This is a genomic window from Williamsia sp. M5A3_1d, assembly GCF_053345315.1.
This window is the reverse complement of sequence record NZ_JBKEZX010000001.1, coordinates 695,163-716,194: the sequence shown is the minus strand read 5'-3', so window position 1 is coordinate 716,194 and position 21,032 is coordinate 695,163. Positions and strand designations below refer to the sequence as shown.

Below are 21,032 nucleotides of genomic sequence, written 5' to 3'. Positions count from 1 at the left end.
TCAGAATGTCCCGCCCTGCGGGACCGAGATGTCGTCGGGCCTTCCCGAGCCGCCACTGCCGACGACATTCGCCGAGTGCTCAAGCGTCGTGGCGAGTTCCAGCGCCCGCTCGACCACACCGGACAGTTCAGTCGTCGCCCAGAGCACATCCGGTGCGAGATCACGGAAGATCGGTGTAGACGACGCAACGTGCCGCGAATCGATGTGTGCGAACTGTCCTGTCCCCGAGGAACCCAGCACCCCCTCCCGGACGAAGTTGTCACGTGCCAACGCGCCGATTCCCGACAGCCAGGCCTGAACTGCAGCAGCTCGTCCCTGTGGCGTGGTCTCGGCTTCCGCCGCGCTTACCCGCGAAGGACGCCCGCTGTCCGTGCGGCCCGTTCGCAACCAACCGGCGAGCGACGAGACAGCGGACTTCTCGAGAAGTCCCGAACTGGGCTCGTTCGACGCGTCGTCGTAGAGCCCTCGAAGTGTCTGATAGGGCAGGAGTGAACTCATCGCCGGCGACTGATGCGAATAGGCGATCGCGATGAGCACACTCTCCATCACAGCTGGCAACCAGTCGTAGGCCGCGAGGAAGCGTCGCGGCGGGGTGAGGAGCGGGTGCGGGAAGTCCAGCCACCTCCCGGCCGAGCCGTCCCAGACCTGCACAGGCTTGTCATATGGAGCGTCGGGGATGCCGATCCTCCCGATGATCTGACCGAGAAACCATCCCGCGGTCATGGTGCGACGTTCGACGTCGGTCATCGGAAGCGCCGCTTCGAGCGGTCGGGCGCGGCGCCAGCGCCAGAACGACTCTCGCCCCTGTTCGGCGGTTTGCGACCACTGCTCGGCGACCGGCTTCAAGACCGACGAGAAGGCCAGCGGCGAGTAGTTCGGGTAGGAGCCGAAGATGTCGATCTTCCGGATGCCGGTCTCGTCACAGAGGGAGCGCTCGAGATTCCCCTTGGTGGGTCCGTCGTTGCGTGGATTGCTCTCGACGAGTCGAAGCAGCTCATCGCCGAGCGCATGACCACCGAACGGGACAGCCGAGAACTTGTACCTGTATTGCAGCTGCGTGCCGTGCAAGACACCCAGCGCCTCGTCACTCACGGTGGCCAGTGGCCGCGCGAGTGAGAGCGCCTCGGTGAACCTGACCGACACTGCGTCGCGCCGTCCTGTCATCTCCGACTCCGGCGCACCGTCGGCACCGGTCACGTACTCCCGGAGCGAAACACCCACGAACTTGGCGAACGACTCGCCGGGTCGCGCCACGAACTCCCTAGCGCGCGAGAGAAGTTCGGCCGGCCGACAGTGGACGTCGTACCGGGCGAGCGACGGCTGCCGGGGATCGCCGCTGAATGGATCGAGGGTGAACGCCTTCGACCGCCACAGCGCGGTCGTCTCGATGAGGCCGCCGGGCGGCCGAAGTCCTCCAGTCGTCGGCCAGAGTCCGGAGATTACCTGACGACTCGCCGTGCGGACCGCGTCGACGAACGGCGGGACGGTCGCCTCCACTGCCACCGACCTCGGCAGGTCAGAGATCTCGTACTGGCCCTTGAAGTGTGCGGAGCTCGTGAGGAGGACCTCGTTGTTCGCCTCGGCGAAGCGAGCATGCACCCGCTCGTCCGAGTCGGAGGGCCACGCGGGGATCTGATCCGTCGACAATCGAGCCAGCCCGAGGTCGCGAACCTGCTCGACCGACTTTTGTTCGAGGAGTCGTTGAGATTCGCTCAACGCGTCCACCAGAGGGCCGAGCACCTCGGTAGCAATGGCGCCCGATGCGGTGCTCACATGGCCCGCAGCTCGAGCGAGGAGGTGCATGCGGACGGCGGTTGGGTAACCACCAAGGAGGTTCTCCAGGATCTGGGGACCGTTGGGGATCGACTTCTTGAGCATTCCGAGAGCGGGTTCGATGGTGCTTGGGATCGCCGAGATGTCGGAGTCCGCGTGAGACGTCAGGTCCGCGGTGGAGGACATCACGACATCGGTCAGGTACGAACGCAGACGCTCGGCGACGGCGATCGCATATGGGAGGCCGGAAGTCGCGATCGCGTCACCGACGACGTCGGTGATGCGAGACGCGAGGTCCTGGTGCCATTGAAAAGCCCATTCGTACGCAGCCGCCTGGACCGCTTGGTTCATGGCCTCACGACGCATTGCAACCCCGTGGCGCAGCATGGGCACCCACTGCGAGGCCGTCATACCCGCGGGCTGCGGCAGAAATGGTCGGAGCTGGGTGTCGACGACGCCTGCCACAGTGCGATCCACGACGGTCCGGTCCATCGCAGCGGTGGCGAGCCACTGCCCCACAGTCGGCCCACCGGCGGCAGCGACGGGAAGTCCGGCTCGAGAGAGGACATTCGTCCACTGGCTGTCGAGAAGCGACGTCGCCTGCTCAACCGACGACGCCGTGTTCCCCGGCTGAAGATGCCCTCGCAACAGCTTGTCTACACATCCACGGGCAAGTCGCTGGGCGGAGTACTCCGCATAGCGGTCGCGTCCCATACTCAGACTCGAGAACCCGTAGGAGCCCCAGGGGAGCGTGTCCCAGATCTGCGTCCCCCAACCCAGGTAATCCTGGTTACCCGCCGGCGAGCCCGTGTTGCCGAGATCGAACTCGACGAACTGCTGAGTCGCGGAACCACTGATCATGAGGCCCGCGAGACCCCTTGCGAGACCGCGATACACGACGTTCTGTGTGCCATCGCCGAAGATCGCGCCCTCGGCGCCGACTTTTCGCCCGACCGGAAACACCCGTGCGAACGGGATCACCTCCCCACGTCCCCTCGACAGTCCCAGCGTCGACAAGGTGTGCTCGTCGTGCTGCTGGGCGGCACCGGTCTGGCTCGCCACGATCTCACCGAGCATCGCGAGCGCGTTCGCCCGCACGCCCGTACGAGCGGCCGCGGGCAGGCTGTCGAAGATGTCCGGTGTGACCATGAAAACACCCATGAGCTTCGGGTTGACGCCGTCGACGAGAGTGAGGAGTCGACACACGTCCAGTGCCATGGATGCGCCGGCACCGCCCGCCATCGACGAGATGACTAGTACGAGCGGGTCATGGTTCGGATTGAAGTCGCCGAGGCCAGGAACACCCCGACTCTCGAGCTCCATCATCTCGGCACGAGTCGAGTCGTGGTTGAGAACGGCCCAGCAGTCCTGGAGCTTCGCGTACACCTCGTTCGACTTGTTCAATGTGATCAGGCGACCGATCGCGCGATACTGGCCTGCACCTGCCGAGATGGGGATCGGGACCGAAGCAGGGTCCCGCGGGGCCCAGGTCGCGGTGGCGTCGAGCGCCCGCGTGGAACCGAGCCGCTGACTGAGCGCGCTGTCGAGCATCGCAAAGCTCGTTCCCTGGGGACCGGTTCCGAGGTAGCTGCCGCCCTGCTCTTCGAGCCCGGAAACCCCCTCGGGTCCACCGCCCGAGCCACTAGGGACGTCGATCTGCACGAACTGCCAACCGGCCGGGAGCCTGTCGACCCCATGTGCTGCGAGATCGGAACGCAACTGGTCCATCATGTATGCCAGGGTCGCGCCGCCGGAGCCGCCGCATCCCACGATCAGAAAGCGCCTCATTGTCTACAACCTCTCGAAAGTTCTTCTACCGCAGACATATCGGATACCTTGGCATCCTCTCGCCGCCTGTAGGTTTGACATCAGCGTGGATCGAACGGATCAGACGATCCGAAAGGGTCGGGGGCGTCCGCGAATCCGCCGGAAGCCGCACTGCCATCGCTGCCCTGCGCTGAGGAGCCCAGGGAAGGACCAGGGCCGGGTGACGCCGACTGCGTCGGCGCGACCCCGAACGGGGACGCATCCGAGAAGCCGGCGGGCCCGAAGGGATCAGTCCCTGGGCGGGCACCAGATTCGGCCCCGAAAGGTGTCGACTCCGGTCCGGCATCGGTCGCTAGACCAGTCGCGGTGCTGCGCAGATCCGCGATGACGCCGGGTGCGCGATTACACATGTCCTCCACCAGCTTTTCTCGCTGATCCTGCGATGTCAGTCCGCCCACGAGGAGGACGAGGCGTGCCCCATCGGCCGGTCCCGCGGGATCAACCACAACGATCCAAGAGTTGTGGATTGCGAGGCCCAGCCGAGCGCGCGGCGGAGACTTCACCGACGACGGCGTCGCCGACGACCCGCTCAGAAGCGAGCTCTTCCCCACGAGAACGTATCCCGCGCCGAACGGGGTGAGTCCGGAGTGGGTCCGCAGCTCCAGCGATCCGACCGTGACGCGCCGCGAACCGCGCCCAAGGCCCGTCACCGGGGTCACGAGGTCCTGCTCTTGCAGGGTGAAGGGCGCTCCGTCCCGTAGCACCATGCCGTCGACGACCGAGATCGCGATCTCGTCGAACACCAAGGGATCGCCAGGGATCTTCGCCGTCCACCACTTCGCCAGGTATAGGAACAGGAACGGCAACCCGATGCCCACCACAAGTGTGACGATCAGTGCCCCCACGAACAGTGGCTGGTTCAGAGGGTTCGTGAGCTGGGCGGTGAAGTCCACCCGCTGCGCGACCGGCTCCCCAGCACCGTCCGGCGCCAGCATGACGGTCACGGATCCGTTAAGCGTTCCGTTCGTCGACTGCTGTGTACTGACGGACACCGGCAGGAGTGCGGTGGCACCAGGCGACACCTTCACGCAGGTGTCCCGCGACACCGCCGAGGACGATACCGTCACGGCGCCGACCCCATCGGGGACCCCGCGTAGCACCGCTTTCTCGGGGGCATCGATCCAGACACACCCCGAACCGGACACCGGCACCTTCTGATCCCACCGACCTGCACCCTCGTGGCGACCGAAGTCGATCGAACTGCCCACCGTGGGGTATCCCTCTGGCGCCGCGACGGTCAGCGGAACATCGACCACACGCGGCGTGAGCACGGTTCCAGGCACCGGCCGGCCGTCAGGGAGGCGTGCGTCCGCCGTCGTCACGGCGAGGGTAAGCCTCAGCGAGGCCTGACCGGGCACCGCCCGCGAGAGGTCGAGCGCGACCGGTGTCCCGATTGCTCGCTTGTCCTGTGAAGCTGTCGTTGCGATCGATCGCCCCTCGGCCGTGATCAGTTCTGAGGTGAGGGAGGCGGTACCGAGGATCTCCGCCGGTGACACCGTCGATCCGTCGCCGGCCGCTACGCCGAACGTGACGGAAGTCTTCTCCCCGGCATGGAGCGCCTTCGTGTCCGACCAGAACGGGAGGAGTCCACCGGAGATGTGGATGTTGGTCTTCGAGCGGATGGAAGGCGGTGAATCCACCGGTGCCACGAAGACGACTGCCCACGGTCCGGCCCAGGCACCACTGGACTTGGCCATCGTCACGTTGACGGTGCGGTCGGATTTCCACTGGTAGTCGACCTGCGCTCCGTCGAGAGGGGTCGCTCCGCGGCCGACCGGATCGCGCTTGCCCAGGCTCACGGCCGCTCCGCTGGGCCCGACGAGAAACGGCTCAAGACTCGGGCGGTCCGCCGACGCGAGGATGCTCACGTCCTTGACCGAGTCATCGAGCACGAACTGATGTCGTGCCGTGTCACACACGCGACCGACACAGACACCTTCTGCTGTCGAAAGCGGGGCCTGTCCGGGCGTACCAAGGGTGTCGAAGGCGAAGAGCAGATCGTCTATGTCCTGCGCCAGGAAGAACTCACCCGGCCTCGGCGACGCGACGCCACCGCACTCGTTCGTCCCCCGCGGCTCACCCGTGACGATGGATCGCATCGTGTCGAAATCCGACTGAGTCGTTCCGCCCGCGGCCAGACCGATCCCGAAAGTCACGACACCCGAGGATCGCAACTGGTCGGCAACGCCACCCGGTCGACAGATGGACTCGATCGCACGGGACACAGCGCCGTCGGCAGCAGCTCGCGTGTCCAGGACCTCCCCTGGCGCGAAGGGGCGAGTGAGACCCGGGCGGGGTGTGAACTCAAGCTTGCCGTCGGTGAACCAGGCGATCGCCTGACAGCGATTCCCGCCTCCCTCCGGTCGGTGTTCGGCCAAGAACGCCTCGGCTTTGGTCAGGGCGGTCCAGTAGTCAGTGTCCGGTCCGCCGTTGCGGGCACGGAACGTGTCCACGGTAGAGGTGACCGCGGGTGCGGACTCACCGTTCAGCGCGGTCCATTGGCGAACGGGTTGAAAGTCGGATGCGAACGCCGCGACCGCGACGTCGACGGTGATCCCACTGTCCCTACTTGACTGGACGAGCCTGTCCAGCAGGTTGTTCGCCGCAAGGACACGCGCAGCGGACGGATCCGATCGCTGCAGACTCGCGGACTGGTCGATCATCAGGAGCAGGTCGCCGGACTTCTTCCCGGCTAGACACGCTCCGTAATTGGAGACGGCGTTTCCTGGTTGAGTCTCCTCGGGGGCTGCCGCCGCCGTCGACGAGAACATGAACGCCTGTCCGAGAACGGCCAGGATTGCCACACAGAGCAGATTCCCGGCACGACTGTGCCGGCTCATGCGCGCGCCACCCACTGCGCGATCGGCCACGCGCACAAAGCGACTCCGGCCATCGCGCAGACGAGGGTCCCGTAGTACGAGGGACCCGACCAAGCAGGACGCGAGTAGAAGATGTTGGTGCTGCGAGAGGTGTCGACGATCGTGTGCCGAGCGAGAAACCCGATCGCAACCGGGCCGGTCGCCACCCAACCGATTGTCGCGATCAGGCCTTCGTTCCACCCAACGATCGCCAGCGCGATGCCGACCAGGGCCGCGACTAGCGCCATTACGCACCAGACCACCGGTGGACCGGACGCGGTGCCAGCGTCCGGTTGATACGCCGGGGCATGACCGAACCCGATGTCGAACGAGCTGGAAGCTCCCGATCCGCCGAGGTCGGGGCGCAGTCCGGAAGGTGCCGTCAGGTCCGGCGGCCCGCCAAGCCCCAAGGGGTCGTCCGAGTTCGCGAGGCGGCCGTCAGCCGCTTGCTGCGGTTCTCTGACACCGCCAGATCCACCGGAACCATAGTCGCTGAAGTCGAAGGGGTTCGATGGCGGCGGCAAATACGTTCCTTCGCTGAGTTCTATGCGGCAGATGCGGTTTCGCATCTCGGCAAGAGTGAGAATAGGACGCCGTCCGCCACAACGCACTGCGCCTCGGCATGAGTCATACGATCAAACGACACGGCACAGCGTTCGGGACCGCGGTCATTTCTGGAGGACTGTCGTGCCGGCCGAGCCTCCCTGGCGCGCCAGTCTCTTCGCGATGCAGTGGTCGCGGTCAAGACGTTGGGCAACGCACCAGTCGAGGACCTCGTCCGGCGAGGAGGAGGGTTGCGCGACGATGGCGACCCACCACCCGCGTAGATCGAATGCGGACCAGTCATCGGTCCACACGATCCGCGTCTGCGGGTAGCGGGCACGAAGCTCGAACTGCTCGCGCAGGATGTCGACGTTCGTCCAGATGCGACCTTCGGCGTCGAGACCCGGTTGCTTAGAACTGAGCTGGGGAACCCACCGCTCCGCGGCATCTTGATCCACGGAGATCCGGTCCTCCTGCCGCAGACGTTGGAGCGCCTCCGCAGCGACCCCCTGCACGTCGACCCCCTCGGGCAAAAAGGAACTCGCCGACACCGGATCGGCCGCCGATGACCCTGACGTGGACGCGTCAGCGTCGACCTCGACCGCGCTTCCGAAAGAGACCTGCAGATCGCTTGCAGTGACCGACGACGGGAGTGCCCAGTGCTGGTCCGGACCGAAGCGTAGCTGTGCGGTGCCACCAGTGCGCGAGACCGACAGCGGCGTGTTCGAGAAGTCGAAGACCGCGGCGCCCACGATGAGCGGCCCGTCGCGCATGACGATCGGGACTTCAGAACTAGCAAGCACCGCTTCGCTGCAGGGACCCTTGAACTCGACCTCGGCCACCAACGTGTCGCCATCGCCCCGGACATTCGCCGGCGACAGCTGCACCTGATCACAGTTCGCCTCTGAGGGATTGGCGGACGTTCCCGGTCCCGCGGCAGAGGCGCTGAGCGCCGCCACCTTTGGGCCACCCTCGTCGCCGACGGCGGCAAGTCCCAGAGCGACGGCCGCGATGATCGCGACGACCGAACAGCCGCCGATGATCAGCCCCCTCTTCTTACGGCCGGGGGATCCGCTGTCATCAGATGGTGGGGGAAGTGGACGACCGGGGAACACAGGCTGGGCGTAGGTCGATGTGTTGTCGGGGTTGCGGCCCGAGAAGTCGGGCGGCGGTGCGTCGGCCACTATTCTAATCCTCCTCCGGGCGATGCGCGTCGTCATGTCGAGGCAGCAGATGATCTGGTTCGCTGGTTGGTTGGCGGGTGTGGGTCCTGCTAGACCGCCACGCACGAAGCGAGAGTTCACTGTGGTGGGCCGTCTGATCGGATCTCCCACTAGAGAGACCGGGTAACCCGGGATGGCTGCCTGTTGGCCCGGAACCGCACAGAATGTCGCGATACCCGACCCAGGACTGACTATCACCTCGTTCCCGGAAGTCGGTCGCGATCAGTGCGTTCATCGTGAATAAGTCACCCATCACAACGATCGCGTGTACCGCGGCGGGTGCGGCGACCCAGAAGCCCGACCGGTGAAATCACCAACGAACACGACCGCATCACAGACGGAGGGAAGGACTTGACCGACTTCAAACAGTGCCTCCGTTCGGAGTGCGACAGCACAGACTCGCAACATTAGGGCAACCGCTGGGACCGAGAAGTGGTCGAGGACTGTTGAAGATGCGTATTGGTATGTTCAGACGACAACCGTCCTCACCCGGTTGGCTACGGGGATGGTCTGGGGTTTGATCAATGCCATCGGCAGTCAGTCCCGCTGAGACCTTCGCCTGGGGTTCCCTTTGAAACCAGTCCGAGGATTGCAGATCACATTCGAAAGTGAGCTCCGTTGTGCCCGTAGCGTCGTTGCCTGAGTTCCCACCAGGCCCGCGGAGGCAGCATTGACACCGCCCGGTTCCGGTGTCGAGCCTGAGGTCGGGTGCTGAGGTGATGTCTCACGAGAACGGGGCACCTGAGCGGCGCGGCACCCATCCACCACATCGGGCCCCGATCTTCCCGCATCCACCCGGTGTCTCGCCCGAGCCAAATGGGCGACGGCGCTCTCACCACCGACTGTGGTGGTCCGTCGGCATCACCGTATGTGTCGGGGCGATCGCAATTGCGCTCACCCTCGTCGATGAAGAGCCTCCTATGTCAGCCTCGCAGCCGGCGACGAGGTCAGTAATGGTCACGAGGACCCAGACCATCATTGCTGCGCCCGCGCCGACATCGGTCACGACACCCCTGCAGTCCGTTCCGTTCTCGCCAGCCCCGTCGAAAGCCGAGACAACCAAGCCCTCGTTCGAAGAGATGACCCAATTCGCTCGGCGTCATTACGCATCTCTGCCTTCGGACCTACAGACGACTTGGTCTCACTTGACAGCGGCTTATCAATCAGAGATCTCATGGAGCGGCTACCTGAATTTCTGGAAGACGATCGATTCGGTCAGCCTGGTGAACTCGACACCGGCGACCCCTAACAGCATCGTCATCCGCCTTCGGTACGTCACACGGGGTGGAACGATCGACACCGAAGATCGGGAACTAGTCCTGACCGGGACACAACCGCCGCTGATCGCTGCGTCAAGAAGACTACGCTCCGTAGAATGAAGGACCACCGCAGACCGAGAGTGAGTTAAAACGACTGAATCGCGCCCTGGCTGCGGAATGGGTCTGCGCGCGGGCGCTTCTCAGCGGCGAGAAGCGAGCAACGACGTATCGCAGGCCTGGATTCACATCCAGAAGCACCACTGACCAACCACCGGATCTGCGGCAAATCACTCACCGAGCGCAGCTCCGTTCACAACGTGCCCAGGGACTGGGCCCAGCGGCTGGACACGGCCGCCACGTACGTGATGGGTGGGCTGTGTCGCGGCGCACTTTCAGAATATGCGAAATCGTTGGGCGGTCTTTCAAGCAATCAGTATCGGCAGGCCCACGACCACGCCCACCTTTGATTGGTCACCACAGCGACGGCGCGCGAACCGTAGTAGGTTCGGCATACGGCATTCATGTCCATGCCACGTGACGAGGTTCCGTATCTACATCTCCATGTATACGGATTAAGAGCGTCATCAGGACTAGCTGAGGCCAGCCAGCTGTTGCCCCAAATGTTCTTTGCACACCAGGGAGTAATCTGGTTCGTCTGACTAAGATTTGATTGCGCGGCGTTGGCAGTCGCCGGTGCCGAAAATGCAAGAGAGCTCGAGGCAAGCAAGGCGATAATGAACGTACAAGCCCTTTGGCCCTTTGAGGTGGACATTGACCCACTTTCTCCGAAGAGATCAAGAGAGGTTGACGCGAAAAGTCTAGCGGTCGATTTGCGCTTACCGTGTAGTTCGAACGGCTGATTCAGACTGGCCTTCTGTACGTGGGCGGGCGCCTGGTCGCACAACCGAAGTGGGTCTCAGCCGCATAGGTCCTGCTTCCCTTCGCTACGGGGTACGAAAATCGCGGATCTTTGTAAGCGAGAGGCGGGTGACGACTGATTGAGATACCCGAACGTTCGTCGAAGTGATCGGAAGAGGCGTAAATTTGAAGTGCCGATGATCCGCGATCATAAGGTGTGACGTGGGGTTGCAACAGACGCAAACCTGGCTGGATAAGCGAGGGCGCAAACTGCGTTGACATCCCGACCAGAGAAATTGATGTTTCAGTACAGCCCTAATTCTCAATTCGAAAGGCGTAAGGACAATTCGCGAAGGTCAACGCGCTCACCGAAAGCCGATTCGATAAGAGATGCTGTACGGCGAGTCCACCCAGCGTTGGCTTTTCCCGATCACCGACTTTCAGCCACCGTCGGCCTTCGACCCGTGGCGGGGACGGTGCTGAACTTGGCAAAGTGCCAGTGCGGACCTGTTGTGTTGAACGGCTCCCCTGCTGATGCGGCCGGGCCGAGCTTTGCCGTCGAGCTGGATCCGCTGCGCGGACTGCGGGCACGCAAAAGAACATAAGCGCCGCGCACCGATCGACGGCGAGACGTAGGACGGAGGCCTTGCCGGTCTATCCGCACTTCACGCGCTGGCCGGACGCGGACGGGCGCTGTATCTGTTCCCAGCCTTCCCCGGAAACTACGGCGAGCGCGTACCGACGATACCGCCGGATTTCGCACGTTTCCGACGACATCACCGATGAGTTCCGCGTACCGCGTCGGTCAACCCCTGCATCCCCAGTGCCATCCGCCGACGCAACCGCGACCATCACGCCCGATCTCCCGAGGAGCCCGTTCCCATGCCCCCTGCACCCGAGGTGACGACCCGCAAATCCGATGGCGATATGTCGGACTCGACCGCTACCTTGACACCCATGTCCGCACCCACCTCCGCGCCCGCCATCGAGGCGATCGACCTCGTCAAGAAGTTCGGCGACCACACCGCAGTCGACGGGGTGAGCTTCACCGTGCCCGAGGGCACCGTCCTGGGTCTGCTGGGCCCGAACGGCGCCGGCAAGACCACCACCGTCCGCATGATGACGACACTCACCCCGCCCACCAGCGGGACCGCACGCATCGCCGGATACGACGTGGTCAGCGAGCCCAAGCAGATCCGTCGCGCCATGGGACTCACCGGTCAGGCCGCCACGGTCGACGAGATCCTCACCGGCCGCGAGAACATCATGATGATCGGCGGGCTCTACGGCATCGGCCGCAAGCAGCTCAAGGCCATCGGTGATCAGCTGCTCGAGCAGTTCTCGCTCACCGATGCCGCCGACCGGCCGGTCAAGGGGTACTCGGGCGGCATGCGTCGTCGCATCGACCTCGCTGTCAGCCTGCTCGCGGCTCCCCCGGTCCTGTTCCTCGACGAACCGACCACCGGACTCGACCCGCGCAGCCGCTCCGAACTGTGGGATGTGTTGCGCGCGTTGGTCAAGCAGGGCACCACACTGCTGTTGACCACGCAGTACCTCGAGGAGGCCGACCAACTCGCCGACAACATCGTGGTCATCGACAAGGGCCGCATCATCGCCGAGGGTTCGCCGCTGCAGCTCAAGGAGCAGGCCGGTCAGGCCAGCCTGGTGCTCACGGTGTCGCACGCCGACGACATCGGCGCGGCCGAGGGATTGCTGCGCAAGACCGGTGGCGAGGTGTTCGTCGATCTCGGCGCCCGCCGCCTCACCGCCCCCGCCGACGGCCTGGCCGACCTCAACCGGGTGATCGGCTGGTTCACCGAGAGCGGCATCGCCGTCGACGACATCGGGTTGTCACGTCCCAGCCTCGACGACGTGTTCCTCTCGCTCACCGGCCACACCACCGACGACGGCAACGCCGACACCGATCCCACCTCCGCACAGGAGACCCGAGCTCAGGAGACTTCGGTATGACCACCACCGCCCCCGCACCCACCGTCGTCATCGCCCGTCCCGAGATCCGCGACACCAACCTCGCGCAGCAGTCGTGGATCATGGTCAAGCGCAACCTGATCCACACCAAGCGCATGCCGGAGATGCTCTCCGACGTGACCATCCAGCCGATCATGTTCGTGCTGCTGTTCGCGTTCGTGTTCGGTGCGTCCATCACCGACACCGGCGGCGTCTCCTACCGCGAGTTCCTGCTGCCCGGCATCATGGGCCAGACGATCGTGTTCTCGGCGTTCGTGGTGGCCACCGGCATCACCTCCGACCTCGAGAAGGGCATCATCGACCGCTTCCGGTCGCTGCCCATCGCGCGGTCGTCGGTACTGATCGGACGCAGTATCGCGAGCCTCATGCACTCGTCGATCGGCATCGCGGTCATGGCCGTGACCGGTCTGCTCATCGGATGGCGCATCCGCGGCGGCTTCGGCGATGCCATCCTCGCGTTCGCGCTGATCCTGCTCTTCGGTTTCGCGATGATCTGGTTCGGTATCCTCGTCGGCTCGCTGATGCGGTCGGTCGAGGCGGTCAACGGCGTGATGTTCACCGCGTTGTTCCCGATCACGTTCCTGGCCAACACCTTCGTGCCGACCGGGCCGATGCCGACCTGGCTGCGCGTGATCGCCGAGTGGAACCCGATCTCGTCGCTGGTGCAGGCGATGCGCGAACTGTGGGGCAACGGACCCGCCGCCGCCCCGTCGGCGCAGCTGCCGCTGCACCACCCGGCGCTCGCGACCGTACTGTGGACCATCGGCCTCACCGCGATCCTCGCGCCGTTCGCGCTGCGCGCCTACAACAAGCGCACCGTCGACTGATCCATTTCGGACATAGCGCGTAATCCGGTCTGAACCGTTGTGCTGTCTGGTGTTTCGCATCACGCTGGGGTAAGCCGTTAGCCACGGACACCATGGCGACGGGACGGACACTCACGCATGCGACCAGCCGGCGAGCGACTCGACACCGACCAACGCTCGGCCTTCGCGGCGAGCTATCTCGGCTGGATGATGGATGCGTTCGACTACTTCATCCTGGTGTTGGTCTACAAGGAGATCGCCGACGACTTCGGTGTCTCCCTCGACAAGATGGCCTACCTCACCACGGTGACCCTGGTGATGCGTCCGGTCGGGGCGTATCTGTTCGGGATCTGGGCCGACAAGATCGGTCGCCGGACACCGCTGATCGTCGACGTGTGCCTGTACTCGGTCATCGGCTTCCTGTGCGCCTTCGCCCCGAACTACTGGGTGCTGTTCGTGTTACGACTGCTGTACGGCATCGGGATGGGTGGCGAGTGGGGGCTCGGGGCAGCGCTGTCGATGGAGAAGGTGCCCGCGCATCGTCGGGGATTCTTCTCCGGGATCCTGCAGGGCGGGTACGCGGGCGGCTACCTGCTGGCGTCGGTCGCCTTCCTGGTGGTGAACTCGTGGCTCGGGCTGAGCTGGCGGTATCTCTTCGCTCTGTCGATCCTGCCCGCGTTCGTGAGCCTCATCATCCGACTGAACGTCCGCGAGTCCGAGGTGTGGGTGAACACCAAGGCGCTGCTCGAGAAGAACAAGACCTCGGTGCGCACCGTGTTCCTGAATCCGAAGGTGTTGCGGCGCTTCGTGTTCCTCGTGATACTCATGGCCGCGTTCAACTTCCTGTCGCACGGGACCCAGGACCTCTACCCGACGTTCCTGAAATCCGACGAGAACCGCGGCGCGGGTCTCGACGCGACGACCGCCACGTGGATCGCCGTGGTCTACAACGTCGGCGCGATCATCGGCGGCTTCGTCCTCGGCTGGGCGTCGGACCGGATCGGACGCAAGGGCGCGATTCTGGTGGGGGCGGTGTTGACGCTACCGATCATCCCGATCTTCGCCTACTCGACCACCGCCGGGATGCTGTGTCTCGGTTCGTTCCTCATCCAGGCCGCCACGCAGGGTGCCTGGGCGTCGGTGCCCGCGCACCTGTCGGAGATGTCGCCGAACGCGATCCGCGGCTTCTACCCCGGCGTCACCTACCAGCTCGGCAACGTGATCGCCGCGCTCAACCTGCCGATCCAGCAACACCTCTCCGAGCGGTGGGGCTACCCGATGGCGTTGTCGGTGACCGTGGCGATCGCCGCGGTCGCGGTGGCCGTGCTCACCCTGGTGGGCACGCAGGCCACCGCGATCGACTTCACGAGCGAGACCGAACCGGTAGCTGCCCCGGGTCTCACGCGGTGAGGGCGAGCGCTCCCAGCGGGTCGCTGTAAATCGCGTCGAGGGACACCGCGCCGGCGGCCTGCTGCTGCACACCGGCACCCGCGCGCGTCACACGGACGTCGCGGTTGCTCGCCGCCGGGGTCGCCCGCACGGCGCGGGCCACCGCGGGCAGTGTCGACGGTGCGTCGGTGAAGGCCTGACCACCGAGGATCACGTGGTCGGGGTTGAAGATGTCGGCGATGAGCGACACCGCGCGACCGAGGACCTCGGCGCGTTCGAGCAGGATCGCCGACGCGGTCTCGTCGCCCGCGGCGGCCGCGGCGTGGACGTCGTCGATGGACTCCACGGTGAGTCCGGCGGCCCGAGCCGCGTCGACCACCCCGGTGTCGCTCGCCGACGCCTCGAGGGTGCCGGTCCGGCGCGGGTCGAGGAGCGTGGTGGGTCCGCTCGGGAAATGCCCGATCACCGGCGGGCCGGCGCTCGGGGTGTAGACCGTGCCGCCGACGGTGAACGCGATGCCCACCATCTCGCGGGCGTAGAAGTACAGGAAGCTGCCCGGCTCGTCGGTGCCCAGCGACTGCTGCGGGTTGACCAGCAGTTCGGCGGCGGCCATGGCCTCGACATGCGAGGCGACCGACACCGGCAATCCGATGGTCTGCGAGAGCACAGGGCCGACGGGCGCGCCGGTCCACCCCAGTCGCGGATGGTCGACGAAGCCGCCCTCGGCGACGCGGCCACCGATGGCGACTCCGGTCCACAGGAGTCGCTGCGACGGCCACCGGGAGGCGAAGCGACGCGCCGACAGGCCGATCGCGGTGAGGGTCTGTTCGGGGTTGTCGCCGGCGGGGGTCGGTATCTGGATCGCGCCGACGACGCGGTGCAGCAGGTCGTGGGTCGTGATGGAGGTGACCTTGAGTCCGATGTGGATGCCGACGGTGAGGAAGTCGGCGACGTTGACCTCGAACGGCAGACGGGGGCGTCCGATGGCGCCGGCGGGGGCCAGATCGGCGCGTTCGCGCACCAAGCCAGCCTTCAGCAGGGCGCTGACCTGCCGGTTCACCGTCGAGATGGACAACCCCGACCCTGCCGCGGCGTCGTCTCGGAAGATGGGGCCCTGCAGTCGCGCGGTCCGCAACACCACGGCCGACGGTCGTGTCGACAGCTGGAGTTGAGGGGTCGCGATGTGGATGGTCGGGGTCCTGGTTCGCAGCGATTGGCCGGTGAGGGGCCCGTCGGCGACGCCGATCGCCAGCGGACGGGAACCACTACCGGGTCGGGGGCCGGACAGCCGGGTGCGGGACTGCGCCGGACGCCGGGTACGGGTCGAGAGTTGATCGAGTGAAGCGGTCATGAAGGTGTCCTCGTCGAATGTGCCACACCGCGCGTGAACTGCGTGGATGTGGAGAACGAATGTCTGAAAAGAGGTCAGAGATTCGTGCGACAGAGAAGACGTGCGAACGGCAGACGGCAGCCCAACGCGGTGATCACGTAGGTGACCTCCGGGATGTACGACGTCGTGCTCGGCATGAGCGCAATCTAGCAAGAGCCGCCGACCACGGCAAAGGCAGCCGCACCACGCCGTTTCGATCATCGCGATTCCAACCCCTACCCGTCGATGGGTGCACGGCGAGACTGGAGCGCGACCTCGTCCACGAACACGCTCGGGCTCGGACCCTTCACTTCCGGCCCGTATCTCCCAGAGAGGACACCGTGTCCCTACATCTCCACTGGTTCCTGCCGACATACGGCGATTCGCGGAACCTGATGGCGGGTGGCCACGGCGCCGCGATGTCGGGCGACCGGCCCGCAGACCTCCGGTACCTGCGTCAGCTCGCCGGGGCCGCGGAGATCAACGGCTTCGAATCGGTCCTCACCCCGACCGGCCTGTGGTGCGAGGACGCGTGGCTGTCGGTGGCGATGCTCGTCGAATCGACCGAGACCCTGAAGTTCCTGGTGGCGCTGCGGCCCGGCCTCACGAGTCCGACACTCGCCGCGCAGATGGCCGCCACGCTGCAGCGTCAATCGGGTGGGCGGCTGCTGCTCAATGTGGTGACCGGTGGCGAATCGGCCGAACAGCGCGCCTTCGGCGACTTCCTCTCGAAGGACGCGCGCTACGAGCGGTCCGGCGAGTTCCTGCACATCGTCCGACACCTGTGGACCTCGGACGAGCCGTTGACGTTCAACGGCAAGCACATTCGGGTCGAGGGCGCGACCCTCGCGCGGCGCCCGGATCCGCTGCCACCGATCTTCTTCGGCGGATCGTCACCGGCCGCGGGGACCGTCGCCGCCGGACACGCGGACACCTACCTCACGTGGGGTGAGCCGCCCGCCGCGGTGGGGCGCAAGCTCGACTGGATCCGCGACCTCACCGCCGCCACCGGTCGCACCGTCGACTTCGGGATCCGATTCCACGTGATCGCACGGGAGACCTCCGAGGCGGCGTGGGCCGAGGCGGACCGCCTGCTCGGCGCCCTCGACCCCGCGATCGTCGCCGACGCACAGGCGGCCCTGGCGCGGTCGGAGTCGGTGGGACAGCAGCGCATGCGCGAGCTCCACGGCGGCGGATCGGGGTTCGTCGCCGGTGGCGACGCCCGCGCGCTCGAGATCCACCCGAACGTGTGGAGCGGCGTGGGGCTCGTGCGTGGCGGTGCCGGCACCGCCATCGTCGGGTCGTACGAAGAGGTCGCGGATCGGATCGCGGAGTACGCCGATCTCGGCCTCGACCACTTCGTGTTGTCGGGCTACCCGCACCTCGAGGAGGCCTACCACGTGGGAGAGGGTGTGCGTCCGGCACTCGCGCGGCGTGGTCTCATCGACGGGGGCACCGCCATCACGGAACCCGTCGGCGGGGCGTTCCTCCCGACCCTGGAGCGCGCCGGCGCATCCTGACACCCGTCCCGAACCCACCAGACCACCGACCGAATCAGATCAGCAACCGAACACGAAAGTCATGAGATGAGCACCGAGAAGATCGCCGACGAACTGAAGTTCGCCTACTGGGTCCCCAACGTGAGCGGTGGCCTGGTCACCAGCGACATCGAGCAGCGGACCAACTGGGAATTCGAGTACAACAAGAAGCTGGCCCAGACCGCGGAACGTGTCGGGTTCGAGTACGCCCTGTCGCAGGTGCGCTACATGGCCTCCTACGGCGCGGAGTTCCAGCACGAGTCGACCTCGTTCAGCCTCGCGCTTCTCGGCGCGACCGAGAAGCTGAAGGTGATCGCGGCCATCCACCCCGGCCTGTGGCATCCGGCCGTGCTCGCCAAGTTCGGTGCCACCGCCGACCACATCTCGAACGGTCGCTTCGCGATCAACGTGGTCTCGGGCTGGTTCGCCGGTGAGTTCAAGGCGCTCGGCGAGCCGTGGCTCGAGCACGACGAGCGTTACCGCCGTAGCGCCGAGTTCCTCGAGGTGATCCGCAAGATCTGGACCGAGGACAACGTGGAGTACGCCGGCGACTTCTACCGGATCCGTGACTTCACGCTGAAGCCCAAGCCGCTCAACACCCCTGAGCGCCCCAACCCTGAGCTGTTCCAGGGCGGCAACTCCAGCGCGGCCCGTCGCAACGGTGGCCAGTTCGCCGACTGGTACTTCTCCAACGGCAAGGACTTCGACGGCGTCACCGAGCAGATCGAGGATCTCCGCTCGGTCGCGCAGGCGCACAACCGCGAGACGAAGTTCGGTCTCAACGGGTTCATCATCGCCCGCGACACCGAGAAGGAAGCCCGCGACACCCTGCGCGAGATCATCGAGAAGGCGAACAAGCCTGCGGTGGAGGGCTTCAAGGACTCGGTGCAGCAGGCCGGGAAGTCGACCTCGGATGGCAAGGGCATGTGGGCCGACTCGAAGTTCGAGGACCTCGTGCAGTACAACGACGGCTTCAAGACACAGCTGATCGGCACCCCGGAGCAGATCGCCGAGCGCATCGTCGCCTACAAGAAGCTCGGCGTCGATCTCATCCTCGGTGGCTTCCTGCACTTCCAGGAAGAGATCGAGTACTTCGGCGAGAAGGTTCTCCCGCTGGTCCGCGAGCTCGAGGCCGCCGAGAAGGTCTCGGCCTAGTCATGACCGCATCCGTCGCCGCCCGTATCGAGACGCACACCCAGGCAGTCGATTCCGCTCGCTGTCTGGCCGCGCGTTTCGGTCCGGGCGCGGCGGAGCGCGACCGGGAGCGGCAGCTGCCCCACGCCGAGATCGAGGCGTTGTCGGCGTCGGGACTGCTCGCGATCACCGTTCCCTCGTCGTTCGGCGGGCCCGATCTACCGCCGTCGACGGTGGCCGAGGTGGTCCGGATCCTCGCCGCGGCCGACCCGAACGTGGCGCAGATCCCGCACAGCCACTTCACCAATCTCAACCTGCTCCGCCTCGCCGGGACGGACGAGCAGAAGGCGCGACACTTCTCGCACGTGCTCGCCGGCGGCCGGGTCGCCAATGCCCAGGCCGAGCGGGCGACTGCATTCGCCGACGGTGTCGACACCCGCATCACACGTGACGGCGCCGTCTTCCGGCTCGACGGCGAGAAGTTCTATTGCACGGGAACGCTGTTCGCCACACGCCTGGCCGTGCTGGCCCGCCTCGACGAGGCCGACGGCGACCACAAGCCCGGCGAGTACGTCGTGTTCGTCTCCCCTGAGGCCGAGGGAGTCGAACTCGTCGACGACTGGAACGGCATCGGACAGCGCACCACCGGCAGCGGGACCGCACGGTTCACCTCCGTCGCGGTCGCCGCCGACGACCTGGTTCCGCGCACGCCTGCGGTGGAGGTTCCCGCCGGCTACGGGGCGTTTTCGCAGCTGATCCACGCGGCCATCGACACCGGTATCGCCGCCGGCGCACTCTACGCCGCAGTCGATTTCGTCCGGAACGAGTCGCGCCCGTGGTTCGAGGCCGGGGTCGACAACGCCATCGACGACCCGCTGCTGGTGCAGCGCTTCGGTGAACTCTCGGTGCTCGTGTCGACCGCCGAGGCAACACTCGACGCCGCGGCCCGTGCGGTCGACGCCACCATCACCTCATCTGATGACCCCCGACTGCTCGCCGCCGAGGCCTCCACGGCCGTCGCGACGGCGAAGATCGTGTCGGATCGGGCAGCGACCGAGGTGTCGTCAGCGCTGTTCGAGGTGAGCGGAACCCGCAGTGCTGTCGACGAACTCAACCTGTCGCACTTCTGGCGCAACGCCCGTACCCACACCCTGCACGACCCCGTCCGCTGGAAGTACCAGCACATCGGCCGCTTCGTCCTACGTGGAACGCCGCCACCACTGCACGCCACGGTCTGACCGCTATCGGTCCGCGGTCGACGCATTCGACTGCGCGCCGGTGAAGAACTCGACGAGCGACTCCGGTGCGCGATCGCCGTACAGCAGCTCCTGCATCGTGGCCGAGTCCTCCGCGGCGGCCCGACTGCGCGGGAACATGGTCTGCTCGTAGGTGGCGACCGCTGCGTCGAGGTCGTCGGGATGTGCCGCGATCGCCAGGCCCAGGTCGGCACCGTCGATCATCGCGAGGTTCGCACCGTCGCCGGCCGGCGGCATCAGGTGCGCGGCGTCCCCGACGAGGGTCACCCCCGACCGCGGTGACCACTCGTGTCCGACGGGCAGGCCGGGGATGGGGCGGAGAACGGGTGTCGCGTCGTGGTCGGTGATGAGCGCTGTCAGCCCCGGAGCCCAGTCGGTGAAACCGGCCACGACCCTGTTCATGCCGGCGGGGTCGGCGACGTCGAGTCCGTCGGACCATTCGAGCGGCTCGACCAGCGCGGCATAAGCGTGAAGCACTGCGCCGGCTTCGCGGTGCACCGAGATCGACCGTCCGGGGGCGAGTGCGAACATCGCGCCGTTGCCGACTAGGTCGGCCGCCTCCGGGTGTTTCTCGGCGACGTCGTGCAGGTAGGTCTCGACCAGCGTGATGCCCGAGTACTGCGGTAGCGCATCCGACAGCAGCGGCCGCACCCTCGACCAGGCGCCATCCGCGCCCACGAGCAGGTCGGTCTCTGTCGTCGACCCGTCGTCGAACACCACCCGGTGACGTCCTTCGCCGAGCGCGAGGGCACGAACAACTTTCGCGCCCCACCGGATCGAGTCGGCGGGCAGCGACTCGATGAGGATGCGGCGCAGATCGCCGCGCAGCACCTCGGGTCGTCCGCCGGTGCCGTCGTCGACGTCCTTGTACAGGAGCGATCCGTGTCGGTCGAGTATCCGCATGGCCTCACCGCCCTCGTGGATGATCGCGCGGAACTCGTCGGTGAGTCCGGCGGCTGCGAGTGCGACCTGTCCGTCGTGTTCGTGGATGTCGAGCTGGCCGCCCTGGGTGCGGGCCGTCGCCGACGGTTCGGCCTCGTAGATCGTCGAGGCAATGCCGTGGATGTGCAGGACCCGCGCCAGGACCAGGCCGCCCAGGCCAGCACCGATGATCGTGACGTTCGTGGTCATGGGTCTCTCCTCGCTGTTATGGAACGGTGTTCCATCTTCGTGCAGCTTGGAACGGCGTTCCATGAATGTCAAGATGGCC

The 21,032-nt window shown here is 66.0% G+C and carries 12 protein-coding genes and 1 pseudogene; 6 read left to right on the top strand and 7 right to left on the bottom strand.

All coding sequences use genetic code 11. From position 1 onward, the window contains the following. The 5 genes and pseudogenes from ACLBW1_RS03425 to ACLBW1_RS03405 all read right to left on the bottom strand — a co-directional run bounded on the left by ACLBW1_RS03425 (position 1) and on the right by ACLBW1_RS03405 (position 8,185). A complete protein-coding gene (locus ACLBW1_RS03425) occupies positions 1-3,561 on the bottom strand; it encodes a tubulin-like doman-containing protein (protein WP_447810091.1) in 3,561 nt (1,186 codons plus the stop codon). Between the two features lie 80 nt (positions 3,562-3,641). After that, entirely contained in the window at positions 3,642-5,399 is a 1,758-nt protein-coding gene (locus tag ACLBW1_RS03420; protein WP_447811194.1) for a hypothetical protein, read from the bottom strand. Between the two features lie 525 nt (positions 5,400-5,924). After that, positions 5,925-6,263 (bottom strand): annotated as a pseudogene (locus tag ACLBW1_RS03415) (VWA domain-containing protein); the annotation flags it as partial. A 173-nt stretch (positions 6,264-6,436) separates the two neighbouring features. Further along, on the bottom strand, positions 6,437-7,027 hold the full coding sequence (locus ACLBW1_RS03410; protein ID WP_447810090.1) for a hypothetical protein: 591 nt from the start codon (positions 7,025-7,027) through the stop codon (positions 6,437-6,439). Positions 7,028-7,126: 99 nt separating this feature from the next. After that, the gene (locus ACLBW1_RS03405; protein WP_447810089.1) at positions 7,127-8,185 is read right to left on the bottom strand and encodes a hypothetical protein; all 1,059 of its coding nucleotides are present in this window, start codon (positions 8,183-8,185) and stop codon (positions 7,127-7,129) included. 3,113 nt (positions 8,186-11,298) lie between these two features. On the opposite strand from ACLBW1_RS03405, the gene ACLBW1_RS03400 reads away from it, so the two are divergent. The 3 genes from ACLBW1_RS03400 to ACLBW1_RS03390 all read left to right on the top strand — a co-directional run bounded on the left by ACLBW1_RS03400 (position 11,299) and on the right by ACLBW1_RS03390 (position 14,546). Further along, on the top strand, positions 11,299-12,312 hold the full coding sequence (locus ACLBW1_RS03400) for an ATP-binding cassette domain-containing protein (protein ID WP_447810088.1): 1,014 nt from the start codon (positions 11,299-11,301) through the stop codon (positions 12,310-12,312). Beyond that, positions 12,309-13,157 (top strand): ABC transporter permease, encoded by an 849-nt coding sequence (locus ACLBW1_RS03395; protein WP_447810087.1) that lies wholly within the window; start codon positions 12,309-12,311, stop codon positions 13,155-13,157. The genes ACLBW1_RS03400 and ACLBW1_RS03395 overlap by 4 nt, the downstream gene beginning before the upstream one ends. 117 nt (positions 13,158-13,274) lie before the next feature. Further along, positions 13,275-14,546 carry an MFS transporter gene (locus ACLBW1_RS03390; RefSeq protein WP_447810085.1) on the top strand — a complete coding sequence of 424 codons (1,272 nt, stop codon included), beginning with the start codon at positions 13,275-13,277 and terminating at the stop codon, positions 14,544-14,546. Here the strand turns inward: ACLBW1_RS03390 and ACLBW1_RS03385 are convergent. Beyond that, positions 14,536-15,876 (bottom strand): ROK family transcriptional regulator, encoded by a 1,341-nt coding sequence (locus tag ACLBW1_RS03385; RefSeq protein ID WP_447810084.1) that lies wholly within the window; start codon positions 15,874-15,876, stop codon positions 14,536-14,538. The two genes, ACLBW1_RS03390 and ACLBW1_RS03385, sit on opposite strands and share 11 nt — an antisense overlap. A 359-nt stretch (positions 15,877-16,235) precedes the next feature. Between ACLBW1_RS03385 and ACLBW1_RS03380 the strand changes: the two genes are divergently transcribed. The 3 genes from ACLBW1_RS03380 (at position 16,236) to ACLBW1_RS03370 (ending at position 19,804) form a co-directional block, all read left to right on the top strand. Continuing rightward, on the top strand, positions 16,236-17,414 hold the full coding sequence (locus ACLBW1_RS03380; RefSeq protein ID WP_447810083.1) for an LLM class flavin-dependent oxidoreductase: 1,179 nt from the start codon (positions 16,236-16,238) through the stop codon (positions 17,412-17,414). A 66-nt stretch (positions 17,415-17,480) separates the two neighbouring features. Then, on the top strand, positions 17,481-18,587 hold the full coding sequence (gene sfnG / locus ACLBW1_RS03375; protein ID WP_447810082.1) for a dimethylsulfone monooxygenase SfnG: 1,107 nt from the start codon (positions 17,481-17,483) through the stop codon (positions 18,585-18,587). Positions 18,588-18,589: 2 nt separating this feature from the next. After that, a complete protein-coding gene (locus tag ACLBW1_RS03370; RefSeq protein WP_447810081.1) occupies positions 18,590-19,804 on the top strand; it encodes an SfnB family sulfur acquisition oxidoreductase in 1,215 nt (404 codons plus the stop codon). A gap of 3 nt (positions 19,805-19,807) precedes the next feature. On the opposite strand, the gene ACLBW1_RS03365 is transcribed toward ACLBW1_RS03370, so the two are convergent. Next, positions 19,808-20,953 carry an FAD-dependent oxidoreductase gene (locus ACLBW1_RS03365; RefSeq protein ID WP_447810080.1) on the bottom strand — a complete coding sequence of 382 codons (1,146 nt, stop codon included), beginning with the start codon at positions 20,951-20,953 and terminating at the stop codon, positions 19,808-19,810. Positions 20,954-21,032: the final 79 nt, after the last annotated feature.